The organism is Streptomyces erythrochromogenes (assembly GCF_040684695.1).
GTDB lineage: Bacteria > Actinomycetota > Actinomycetes > Streptomycetales > Streptomycetaceae > Streptomyces > Streptomyces erythrochromogenes_C.
Genome location: NZ_JBFBGM010000019.1, coordinates 98,203 through 110,055, shown reverse-complemented (window position 1 = coordinate 110,055; position 11,853 = coordinate 98,203). Strand labels below are relative to the sequence as shown.

The 11,853-nt window shown below is 73.3% G+C and carries 9 protein-coding genes and 1 pseudogene; all 10 read left to right on the top strand.

Annotated features, from left to right (window positions below; all coding sequences use genetic code 11):
- Positions 1-113 precede the first annotated feature (113 nt).
- Entirely contained in the window at positions 114-1,076 is a 963-nt protein-coding gene (locus AB0O53_RS25870) for an amino acid ABC transporter permease (RefSeq protein ID WP_365198582.1), read from the top strand.
- 32 nt (positions 1,077-1,108) lie between these two features.
- Positions 1,109-1,906, top strand: coding sequence for an amino acid ABC transporter ATP-binding protein (locus AB0O53_RS25865; protein WP_365198579.1), 798 nt, complete (start codon positions 1,109-1,111; stop codon positions 1,904-1,906).
- A gap of 108 nt (positions 1,907-2,014) precedes the next feature.
- On the top strand, positions 2,015-3,034 hold the full coding sequence (locus tag AB0O53_RS25860; RefSeq protein WP_350995565.1) for a transporter substrate-binding domain-containing protein: 1,020 nt from the start codon (positions 2,015-2,017) through the stop codon (positions 3,032-3,034).
- Positions 3,031-3,792 carry a GNAT family N-acetyltransferase gene (locus tag AB0O53_RS25855; protein ID WP_350995563.1) on the top strand — a complete coding sequence of 254 codons (762 nt, stop codon included), beginning with the start codon at positions 3,031-3,033 and terminating at the stop codon, positions 3,790-3,792. The genes AB0O53_RS25860 and AB0O53_RS25855 overlap by 4 nt, the downstream gene beginning before the upstream one ends.
- A 114-nt stretch (positions 3,793-3,906) precedes the next feature.
- Positions 3,907-5,094, top strand: a complete 1,188-nt coding sequence (locus AB0O53_RS25850; RefSeq protein ID WP_365198575.1) for an LLM class flavin-dependent oxidoreductase — start codon at positions 3,907-3,909, stop codon at positions 5,092-5,094.
- Positions 5,095-5,131: 37 nt separating this feature from the next.
- Positions 5,132-6,547, top strand: coding sequence for an NtaA/DmoA family FMN-dependent monooxygenase (locus tag AB0O53_RS25845; protein WP_365198573.1), 1,416 nt, complete (start codon positions 5,132-5,134; stop codon positions 6,545-6,547).
- Positions 6,544-7,581: pseudogene (locus AB0O53_RS25840) on the top strand (LLM class flavin-dependent oxidoreductase); the annotation flags it as partial. The gene AB0O53_RS25845 and the pseudogene AB0O53_RS25840, both read left to right, overlap by 4 nt.
- A gap of 20 nt (positions 7,582-7,601) precedes the next feature.
- Positions 7,602-8,738: an LLM class flavin-dependent oxidoreductase gene (locus tag AB0O53_RS25835; protein WP_365198570.1), complete on the top strand. Its 1,137-nt coding sequence runs from the start codon at positions 7,602-7,604 to the stop codon at positions 8,736-8,738.
- 45 nt (positions 8,739-8,783) lie between these two features.
- Entirely contained in the window at positions 8,784-10,001 is a 1,218-nt protein-coding gene (locus tag AB0O53_RS25830) for an alpha/beta hydrolase family protein (protein WP_365198568.1), read from the top strand.
- A gap of 141 nt (positions 10,002-10,142) precedes the next feature.
- Complete coding sequence (locus tag AB0O53_RS25825; protein ID WP_365198566.1) at positions 10,143-11,831, top strand: sensor histidine kinase; 1,689 nt, start codon at positions 10,143-10,145, stop codon at positions 11,829-11,831.
- The last annotated feature ends 22 nt before the right edge of the window (positions 11,832-11,853 follow it).

Sequence of the window (11,853 nt, the reverse complement as noted above, 5' to 3'; positions counted from 1 at the left end):
CTTCACCCCGCTGCCTAGCTTACGCCGCAGCCACATACATCGGCGGCCTCTTCCCTTCGGCATGACGGCTGCTTTTCCGTTTCTGCGCTTCGTCGAAGCCGCTGGAGTGCCCCTTGACCGAATCACTTCTCCTCTCCGCGCCCACCGGGTCCTCCGGGACCTCCGGGCCGTCCGAGCGGGTCCTCCCGCTCCGTCGGCCCGGGCGGTGGGCCGCCGCCCTCGTCGTGCTGGTGCTGGTCTCCCAGGCCTCCCACGGACTGATCACCAATCCCTTCTACCAGTGGGAGCGGTTCGCCTACTGGTTCCTGCGCCCGGTCGTCCTGGACGGGCTGCTCATCACCCTCCAGGTGACCGCGTACAGTGCGGTCCTCGGCCTGGCCGGCGGTGTGCTGCTCGCCCTCGGCAGGCTCTCGGGCAACGTGGTCCTGCGGTCGGTGAGCTGGACGTACATCTGGCTCTTCCGCTCCGTGCCGCTGATCGTCGTCCTGCTCTTCCTCTACAACTTCAGCGCCCTCTACCCCACGCTCAGCGTCGGGGTGCCCTTCGGGCCCGCCTTCTTCACCTTCGACGAGTCCCGGCTCGCCACCGACATCGTCGTCGCGGTGGTCGGCCTGAGCCTGTGCGAGGCGGCGTACGCGGCCGAGATCGTCCGGGCCGGGGTGCTCTCGGTCGACCAGGGGCAGCACGAGGCGGCGGCGGCCCTGGGGCTGCCCCGGCGCTACCAGTTCGCCAGGATCGTCTTCCCGCAGGCGCTGCGCTCCATCGTCCCCTCCTACGTCAACCAGCTCATCGGCCTGCTCAAGGCCACCTCGCTCGTCTTCTACGTCTCGCTGCTGGACCTGTTCGGCTCGGTGCAGAGCCTGGCGAGCACCTATCCCGGCGACGTGGTGCCGCTGCTGCTGGTGGCGACCGTCTGGTACGTGATCCTCACCAGCCTGGTCTCCGTCGTGCAGTTCTACGTCGAGCGGTACTACGCCCGCGGGGCGCTGCGCACCGTACCGCCCACCCCCCTCCAGCGGGCCCGGGCACACCTGGGGCGTCTGAAGATCCGCTTCCGGAAGGAGACGGCCCAGTGACCGGCCCCGTGACAGGCCCAGTGACCGGCCCAGTGACCGCGAGCGTCGGAGCCGACTCCGCACCACCCGCCGGCATCGAGGTGCACGGCGTGCACAAGTCGTTCGGCGGCCGTCGGGTCCTCGACGGGGTGAGCCTGAGCGTCGCACCGGGCACCGTCACCGTCGTCCTGGGCCGCTCGGGGTCCGGCAAGTCCACCCTGCTGCGGGTCCTCAACCACCTGGAGAAGCCCGAGGCCGGCCATGTGAGCGTCGGCGGCGAGCTGATCGGCGTCCAGCGGCACGGCGGGGGCGGCCGGCTCAAGGAACTGGGGGACAAGGCGATCCTCGCCCAGCGCAGCCGGATCGGCTTCGTGTTCCAGAACTTCAACCTCTTCCCGCATCTGACGCTGCTGGACAACGTCGCCGCGGCCCCGGTGGCCACCGGCAGGCTGCCGCGGGCGCAGGCGCGGGCCCGGGCGCGGGAACTGCTGGAGCGCGTCGGCCTCGGGGACCGTGCCGGCGCCTACCCGCGGCAGCTGTCCGGCGGGCAGCAGCAGCGGGTGGCCATCGCGCGGGCCCTGGCCCTGCGGCCCGGCGTCATCCTCTTCGACGAACCCACCTCGGCGCTCGACCCCGAGCTGGTCGGCGAGGTGCTCTCCGTCATCAAGGACCTGGCCACCGGGGGCACCACCCTCGTGATCGTGACCCATGAGATCGGCTTCGCCCGCGAGGTCGCCGACGAGGTCGTCTTCCTCCACGAGGGCCGCATCGTCGAACAGGGCCCGCCCGCTCGGGTGCTGGACCATCCCGCCCATCCTCGGACGCGGGAGTTCCTCAGCAAGGTGCTCTGACGGCGCCGCGGTGGCCCGCCGTCCCCTCCCCACCCACTGCCCGTCCACTCCCCCACCCGCACGACACCCCCCTTTCCCCGTCTTTCCGCACGATCGAGAAGGAACGCCATGCAACTCCGGTCCACCCTGCGCACCAGACTCGTCCGCGGCCTCGGCGCGGTGACCGCGACGGCCGCCCTCGCCACCGGCCTCACGGCATGCGGCGGCGACGCGAAGGCCACCGGGAACGGCCCGTCGGGCACGGTGACCGTCGGCGCCGTCTCCAACGGGGCCGCCCGGCAGGTCGAACTGCCGGCTCCCGTCGTCGAGTCCCTGCGCGCCCAGCTGCCGCAGGCCGTCCGCGAACGCGGCGAGCTGGTCATCGGCGTCGGCGCGCTGCCCGCCGGCTTCCCGCCCCTCGCCTACGTCGGCACCGACCAGAAGACCCTCACGGGCGCGGAGCCGGACCTCGGCCGGCTGGTCGCCGCGACCCTGGGGCTGAAGCCCGTGATCAAGAACTCCACCTGGGAGAACCTCTTCGTCGGCATCGACAGCGGCAAGGTCGACGTGGCCTTCACCAACGTCACGGTCACCGAGGAGCGCAAGAAGAAGTACGATTTCGCGTCCTACCGGCAGGACAACCTGGCCTTCGAGGCGCTGAAGGACAGCACCTGGAACTTCGGCGGCGACTACCGCAACCTCGCGGGCAGGACCGTGGCGGTGAGCCGGGGCACCAACCAGGAGAAGATCCTCCTGGAGTGGCAGAAGAAGCTGCAGTCGGAGGGCAAGGACCTGGAGGTCAAGTACTTCCCCGACGCCAACAGCGTCGGCCTGGCCCTGAGCGGCAGGAAGATCGACCTCAACTTCGGCCCGAACCCTTCGATCGCCTACCACATCACCCAGACCGTGAGCGGCAACGCCCCCACGCGCAACGCCGGTTCGTTCTCCGGAGCCGGCGAGACCCTCCAGGGGCTGATCGCCGCGACGGCGAAGAAGGACAGCGGGCTGGCCGCGCCGGTGGCGGGGGCGATCGACCACCTGATCAAGAACGGGCAGTACCCGCAGCTGCTCGCCGCCTGGAACCTGTCCAACGAGGCCGTCACCGCCTCCCAGGTGAACCCGCCCGGCCTGCCCCTGACCAACTCATGAGCGCGGGCGAGGGCACCGCCGCCCGCCCGGGCACCACGGCCGCCCCGCACGTTCTGGACAACCCGGCGTGGGCCTCCCTGTCCGGCGCCCACTCCGTCTTCGCCGAACACCCGGGCGGGCTGCGGCCCGGCGCTTCCCGCGCCGCCCGCTACGACCGGGACGTCTCGCCCTTCGCCGCCCTCGCCGACCCGGCCGACCCCCGCTCCTGGGCCGACCTGGCAGCGCTGGTCGGCCCGGGCGGGGTCGCCTCGCTCGCCGGAGTGCTGAGCCCTCCCGAGGGCTGGGAGACGGTCGGCGTCATCGAGGGCGTCCAGCTGGTGGACACCGCGCTGCGCGCCGAACCCGCCCCGGAGGCGGTCCGGCTGAGGCCCGCCGACGTGCCGGAGGCCCTCGCCCTGATCGAACTCACGAAGCCGGGGCCGTTCCTGCCCCGCACCGTCGAGCTCGGCACGTACCTGGGCATCCGTCACCGGGGCCGGCTGATCGCGATGGCCGGGGAGCGGCTGCACCCGCCCGGCTGGACCGAGATCAGCGCGGTGTGCACGCACCCCGGGCACCGGGGGCGGGGTCTGGCGACACGGCTGGTGCGGGCCGTGGCGGCGGGCATCCGGGAGCGGGGCGAAGTCCCCTTCCTGCACACCTCCGCGGCCAACACCGGCGCGATCCGGCTCTACGAGGCGATCGGTTTCACGCTGCGCCGCCGGCCCTCCTTCATGGCCGTCCGGGCGCCGGGAAACGAATCCGCCAAACTCCCTTAATACCACTGTCGTTGAACGGCACTTCGATAGGGCGTAGCGTCTTCGAAAAGCCCCCTCTTTTCCGCGGGCGCCGCATTCTCTTCCCCCCTTTCCGTCCGGCCTGTCAGGAAGGCGATGTCTGCCGTGTCCGAAATCCATCTCGCCGTCGCGCTCGACGGCGCCGGCGGGCACCCGGTCGCCTGGCGCGAGCCGGGTGCCCGGCCCGCCGAATTGTTCACGGCCCGCTATTGGGCCGGTGTGGTCGCCGAGGCCGAGGCCGGGCTGCTCGACTTCGTCACCTTCGACGACGCCCTCTCCCTCCAGTCGGCCTCGCCGGGAGCCCAGGACGAGCGGACGGACCGGGTCCGCGGGCGCCTGGACGCCGTGCTCACGGCGGCCCGGATCGCCCCGCTGACCGGCCGCATCGGGCTGGTGCCCGCGGTGACCGCCACCCACACCGAGCCGTTCCACGTCTCCAAGGCGGTCGCGACCCTCGACCACGTGAGCCGCGGCCGTGCCGGCCTGGACGTCCAGGTCTGCGGACTCCCCCACGAGGAACGGCACTTCGGGCGCCGTCCGGTTCCACTCCAGGAGGACGAGCTGCACGAGGAGGCCGGCGACCACGTCGAGGTGGTGCGGCGGCTGTGGGACAGCTGGGAGGACGACGCCGAGATCCGCGACGTGGCCACGGGCCGGTTCGTCGACCGCGACAAGCTGCACCACATCGACTTCACGGGGCAGCACTTCAGCGTCCGCGGGCCGTCGATCACGCCCCGCCCGCCGCAGGGCCAGCCCGTGGTCACCGCCCGGGCGACGGACAGCGCCGCCTACGGGCTCATAGCCCGGGCCGCGGACGTCGGGTTCCTCCCCTCCCGCGACACGGCCGGGGCGCGCGCCGCGGTCGCGGCGGTCCGGCGGCTGCGCGAGTCGGCCGGGCCCGGTGCGCAGCCGCTGCACCTGTTCGGGGAGCTGACCGTGTTCCTGGACGAGGACGCCGCGGCCGCCGCCGACCGCCTCGGCCGGCTGGACGCCCTCGCGGGCGACCCGTACGAGGGCGGCGGCGCCCCGGTGTTCACCGGAACTGCGTCCCAGCTCGCCGATCTGCTCCAGGAGCGACAGGAAGCGGGCCTGTCCGGCTTCCGGCTGCGGCCCGGTGTGATCGCCCACGACCTGCCCGCCATCACCCGCGCCCTCGTGCCGGAACTGCGGCGGCGCGGCCTCTTCCGCCGGGAGTACGGGGCCGAGACCCTGCGCGGTCTGCTGGGGCTCGACCGGCCCGCCGGCCGCCATGCCACGGCCGCGGCCGCGCGCCGCGCCTCCTGATCCCCTCCTGCCCTCCTGATCCCCGGAAGGACGCACCATGAGCCGCAAGGCGCCCAAGCAGATCCATCTCGCCGCCCACTTCCCCGGGGTCAACAACACCACCGTGTGGAGCGATCCCGCGGCGGGCAGCCACATCGACTTCGACTCCTTCGTCCACTTCGCGCGGACCGCGGAACGCGCAAAGTTCGACTTCCTCTTCCTCGCCGAGGGGCTGCGCCTGCGCGAACAGGGCGGGCAGATCTACGACCTGGACGTCGTGGGACGGCCCGACACCTTCACCGTGCTCGCCGCGCTCGCGGCCGTCACCGACCGTCTCGGCCTGACCGGCACGATCAACTCGACGTTCAACGAACCGTACGAGGTGGCGCGCCAGTTCGCCTCGCTGGACCACCTCTCCGAGGGCCGGGCCGCCTGGAACGTGGTCACCTCCTGGGACGCCTTCACCGGCGAGAACTTCCGCCGCGGCGGGTTCCTGCCCCGGGAGGACCGCTACACCCGCGCCCGGGAGTTCCTGGCCACCGCGCACGAGCTGTTCGACTCCTGGGAGGCGGGCGCGGTCGTCGCCGACGCCGCGTCGGGCCGCTTCCTGCGCGACGGCCGGGCCGGGGCGTTCGCGCACCAGGGGCAGCACTTCGACATCGAGGGCCGCTTCAACGTGCCGCGCAGCCCGCAGGGCAGGCCGGTGATCTTCCAGGCCGGGGACTCCGACGAGGGCCGGGAGTTCGCGGCGGCCTCCGCCGACGCGATCTTCGGCCGGTACGGAACCCTCGACGAGGGCCGGGCGTTCTACGCGGACGTCAAACGCCGCCTGGCCGCGTACGGCCGCACCCACGACCAGCTGAAGATCCTCCCCGCGGCCACCTTCGTCCTCGGCGACACCGACGCCGAAGCGCACGAGGCCGCGTACGAGGTGCGCCGCCTCCAGGTCAGCGGGCAGACCGCGATCAAGTACCTGGAGCACGTGTGGAACCGCGACCTGTCCGGCTACGACCCGGACGGTCCGCTGCCCGAGGTCGACCCCCTGCCCGGGGAGAACACCATCGCCCTCGGACGGGCCAGCGTCCGCCAGTTCCGCGACCCCCTGGAGACCGCCCGCCGGTGGCGGGCGCTCGCCGAGGCCAAGAACCTGTCGATCCGCGAACTCGTCATCTCCACCACCTCCGAGCAGACCTTCATCGGCTCCCCCGCCACCGTCGCCGGCGCGATCGACGCCCTGGTGCAGGCGGACGCCGCCGACGGCTTCATCCTGGTCCCGCACATCACCCCGGGCGGCCTCGACGTCTTCGCCGACACCGTGGTGCCGCTGCTCCAGGAGCGGGGTGTCTTCCGCACCGACTACGCGGGCACCACCTTGCGCGACCACCTCGGACTGACCGACCCGGGCGCGGGGCGCGGCGCGCGGCCGGGCGCGGAGCCGGGCGCGGAGCCGGCCCGAGAGGCCGCGGCCTCGTGAAGTTCCTGGCCATCACCCTGATCGCGGATTCCCGGGACCCGGTGACCGGGGTCCTCACGCCGACGCGGGAGCGGTTCCGCGAGGTCGTCGCCGCCGCGCGGCTGGCGGAGGAGCTCGGCTTCGACGGGTTCGGGGTGGGCGAGCGCCACGAGCGGCCGTTCCTGTCGTCGTCGCCTCCCGTCGTGCTCGGCCACATCGCGGCGCTGACCCGCCGGATCCGGCTGTTCACCGCCGTCACCACACTGAGCCTGCTCGATCCGGTGCGGGCGTACGAGGACTACGCGACGCTCGACCACCTCTCGGACGGGCGCCTGGAGCTGATGATCGGCAAGGGCAACGGCACGGCGCAGCGCGAGCTGTTCCACGTGACGCCCGAGGACCAGTGGGAACGCAACGCCGAGGGCTACGACCTGTTCCGGCGCATCTGGCGCGAGGACGAGGTGACCGCCGAGCCGCGCTTCCGCCCCGCCCTGGCCGCGGCGGAGGTGCTGCCCCGGCCGTTCCAGCGGAACCTGCGGGTCTGGCACGGCAGTGCCACGAGCCGGGAGTCCGTCGATCTCGCGGCACGCTGCGGGGACCCGCTGTTCTCGGCGAACGTCACCCATCCGATCGGCCCGTACGCCGAGTTGATCCGCCACTACCGGGAGCGCTGGGAGCACTACGGGCACGATCCGGCGCACGCGGTCGTCGGCGCGGGCACGGCCGGCTACCACGCGGCCCCCACCTCGCAGCAGGCGGTCCGGGCGTACCGTCCGGCGTTCGCCCGCTACCTCGCCTTCCACGAACAGCAGGGCCTGGCTCCCGTCTTCGCGACGCTGGAGGACTTCGTCGAGCGCAGCTCCGCGCTGATCGGCAGCCCGCAGCAGGTGATCGAGAAGGTCCACCGCTACCACGAGGAGTTCGGCCACACCGCCCTGCACCTCCAGGCCGAGGCGGGCGGGCTCGACCCGGCGGCACACCGTGCCTCGCTCGAACTCTTCCAGGCGGAGATCGCCCCGGTGCTGCGCCGTGCGATCCCCGATCCTTCCTTTCCCGACTTCCAAGGAGCAAGGCCATGTCCGGCATCCCCCTCGGGGTCCTCGACCTCGTCCCGGTCCCGTCCGGTTCCACCGCCGCCGAGGCCCTCCACCACAGCATCGACCTCGCCCGGCGGACGGAGTCCTTCGGCTACGCCCGCTACTGGTTCGCCGAGCACCACCTGAACCCGGGGGTCGCCGGGACCTCGCCCGCCGTGGTGCTGGCCCTGACCGCCGCGGCGACGAGCACCATCCGGATCGGCTCCGGCGCCGTCCAGCTCGGCCACCGCACCGCGCTGTCCACGGTCGAGGAGTTCGGCCTGATCGACGCCCTGCACCCGGGACGGCTCGACCTGGGCCTGGGCCGCTCGGCCGGGGCTCCGCCCGCGCGGTCCGGCGAGCCCGCGCCGCCCGTGACCCCGGTCGTGGACGGGTACACCCCGGGCGGGTTGCGCATACCGGCCCGGTTCTCCTTCGCGCACCTGCTGGGCCACCCCCGGGTGGCGCTCCAGCAGAAGCTGCTGAACCTGCCCGGCGCCGTACCTCAGGACTACGCCGAGCAGATCGACGACGTCCTCGCCCTGCTGCGCGGCGAGTACCGCACGCCGGAGGGCCTGGAGGCGCACGCCGTCCCCGGCGAGGGGGCCGACGTACAGGTGTGGATCCTGGGCAGCAGCGGCGGGATCAGCGCGGAGACCGCCGGGCGCAACGGGCTCCCGTTCGCGGCGAACTACCACGTCAGCCCGGCCACCGTGCTGGAGGCCGCCGAGGGGTACCGGGCTGCCTTCAAGCCGTCGGCCGACCTGGACCGGCCGTACGTGACGGTGTCCGCCGACGTGGTCGTGGCCGGGGACGACGCGACGGCCCGCGAACTGGCCGCCGGGTACGCGCCGTGGGTGCGCAGCATCCGCACGGCCGAGGGCGCCATCCCCTATCCCACGCCCGCCGAGGCCCGCGCACTGCCGTGGACGGACGCGGACCGGGAGCTGGTCGCCGACCGGGTGGAGACGCAGTTCGTCGGCTCGCCGCGGACGGTCGCCGACCACCTGGAACGGCTCCAGGAGGCCACCGGAGCGGACGAGCTGCTGATCACCACCATCACGCACGACCACGCGGACCGGGTCCGCTCCTACCGGCTGCTGGCCGAGGAGTGGGCGCGCCGCGGCCGGCACTGAGCCGCGCGGCGTGCGGTCGCCCGGGGGCCCTCGTACGGTGGTGGTGTGTTCCCGGGAGGCATCGTGGCGTACCGGTTCTGTGAGAACGAACAGTTCGACTTCGAGGTGAAGGCGCTGCTGGGGGCTGCCTGGCAGAAGGGCTCCGATCCCGGCGAGGTGCTGGCGACCGCCTCGGCGCTGCGCGAGGCGGACGGCACCGCGTGGTTCGAGGGCTGGACAGAGCTGGCCCGGCGCGTCCGGTCGGACGGGGAACGGGCGGCCGCGGCGGGGCTGCGGACGAGCGCGCGGGAGGCGTGGCTGCGGGCTGCGGGCTACTTCGGGACGGGGCTGGTCTCCGCCGACGCGCTGGACGACGAGACACGGCTGCTCCCGGTGTTCCGTGAGCACCGGGAGTGCTTCGACCGGTTCGCGGCGGCGTGGGAGCCGGCCGCGGAGCGGGTGTCGGTGCCGTACGAGGGGACGGGACTGCCCGGCTATCTCTTCCGGTCCGCGGCGGGTGGCGCGGACGTGCCGACGGTGATCGTGAACAACGGCAGCGACGGCCCGGTGAGCACGGCGTGGACGATGCTCGGCGCGCCGGCCGTGGCGCGCGGCTGGAACGCCCTCCTGTTCGACGGCCCGGGGCAGCAGGCGATGCTGTTCGAGCACCGGATGCCGTTCCGCCCGGACTGGGAGAACGTGATCACGCCGGTGGTGGACTTCCTGCTGGGCCGCGGCGACATCGCGCCGGGACGGCTGGTGCTGGCCGGGATCAGCCAGGCCGGATACTGGGTGCCCCGGGCGCTCGCATTCGAGCACCGGATCGCGGCGGGCGTCGCGGACCCGGGTGTGGTGCGCGTGGTGGACAGCTGGTGGAACAACTTCCCGCCGGAGTTGCACGAGCTGTTCGACTCGGGCGACCGGGACGCCTTCGACGGGGTCATGCGCGAAGGGATGGCGGAGGACGCGGAGTTCGCCGCCTACTGGCGGTGGCGGGCCAAGCCGTACGGGATCGACTCCCCGTTCGATCTGCTCACCGAGATGGGCCGGTACGACCTGACGGGGGTGCTGGACCGGATCACGGCGCCGTTGCTGGTGACCTCGCCGGAGGGCGAACAGTTCTGGCCCGGCCTGCGGCTCCACGAGGCCCTGCCGGGCGAGAAGGCGTTCGTGGAGTTCACGGCAGCGGAGGGCGCGGACCTGCACTGCGAACCCCTGGGTCGGGCCCTGTTCGAGCAGCGGGTCTTCGACTGGCTGGCCGCCCGCCTCGGGGCCGCCGCCTGACCGTTGCGGCCGCCTCACGGCGATCCCGCGGGGAGGTCCTTGGGTCGACGGCGGGTCGATACGCTTGCCCGGGCCGGGTTCTGACGGTGGGTGGAGGGAAAGCACGTGGGGACGGGGAATCCGTTGACGCAGGTGCCGCGCATGCGGCTGGACGAGCTGCTGGACGAGCTGCAGGTGCGCATCGACGCCGTGCGCGGTACGCGTGACCGGGTGCACAGCCTCCTCGAAGCCGTGGTCTCGGTGGGGCGGGAGCTCGATCTCGACCAGGTGCTCCGGCGGATCGTGGAGGCGGCCGCGCTGCTGGTGGACGCCGAGTACGGGGCGTTGGGGGTGATCGGCCCGGACGGTCGCACGCTCGCCCGGTTCCTGACCGTCGGACTCACCGACGAGGAGATCGCCGGGATCGGGCCGCTGCCGGCCGGCCACGGGCTGCTCGGGGAGGTCATCCACCACCCGGAGCCCCTGCGCCTCACGGACCTCGGCGCGCACTCGTCGTCGTACGGGTTCCCGGCCCACCACCCGCCCATGCGGACGTTCCTGGGCGTGCCGATCCGGGTCCGCGACGAGGTGTTCGGGAACCTCTACCTCACCGACAAGCGGGGCGGGGTGGACTTCGACACCGAGGACGAGGCCGTCATCTCCACCCTGTCGGTGGCCGCGGGGGTGGCGATCGACAACGCACGGCTCTACGAGGGCTCGCAGCGACAGCAGCGCTGGCTGAGGGCCAATGCCGAGATCACCGGGAGCCTGCTGTCGGGGAGTTCGCGCCCGGCGGTGCTGGAGCTCATCGCCCGCCGCGCCCAGGAGATCACCGCGGCGCGGCTCGCGGACATCGCCATGCCCGTGGCCGGGGTCGACGGCCTGGTCGTGGAGTTCGCGGCCGGCGCAGACGGGGCCGCGCGGCAGGGCCTCGTCATCCCCTTCGCCGGCACGCTCTCGGGGACCGCGCACCGGGCGGGCAGGCCGGTCACCGCCGCGGTGTCCGCGGACGACGGACGCTACCCGGCCGAGGCCCAGGTCCGGGAGCGGGACGGGCTGGGGCCCGCCGTGGCGGTCCCGCTGGGCACGGCGGGCGGGGAGAGCCGGGGTGTCCTGCTGCTCGCCCGCGGCGCGGGGGAGCCGGCGTTCGTCGAGGGGGAGCTGGAGCCGCTCGTCGCCTTCGCGGGCCAGGCGGCGCTGGCCCTGGAGCTGGCGGAGCGGCGCCGCGACGCCGAGCAGATAGCGCTGCTGGAGGAGCGCGACCGGATCGCCCGTGACCTGCACGACCTGGCCATTCAGCGGCTCTTCGCCACCGGGATGACCCTGCAGAGCGCGGCCCGGCTCGTGGAGCACGAGGGAGCCGCCGAGCGGGTCGGCCGGGCCGTCGACGATCTGGACGAGACCATCAAGATCATCCGGTCCACGATCTTCGGACTGCGGACCAGGGACCGGGAGAACGGACCGGGCCTGCGGGCCCGGGCGGCCCGTGCCGTCGGCGAAGCGGCCACCACCCTCGGCCACCCGCCGCGCCTGAGCATGGAGGGCCTGCTCGACACCGACGTGCCGCCGCAGATCGCCGACCACGTCATGGCGGTCCTGGGCGAGCTCCTCAGCAATGCCGCACGCCATGCCCGGGCCACCCGGGTCGGCGTGAGCCTGAGGGCGGGGAGCGGGGAAGTCGTGCTGACCGTCTCCGATGACGGCGCGGGCATTCCGGCCCAGGGGCGCAGGAGCGGTCTGCGCAACCTCGATGAGCGGGCGCGGGGCGTCGGCGGGTCGTTCAGCGTCGAGAGCCCGCAGGAGGGCGGCAGCAAGCTCGTGTGGCGGGCACCGCTGCCCGGCGGCGCCTGAGGCAGGGGCTCGCGCCGGACGC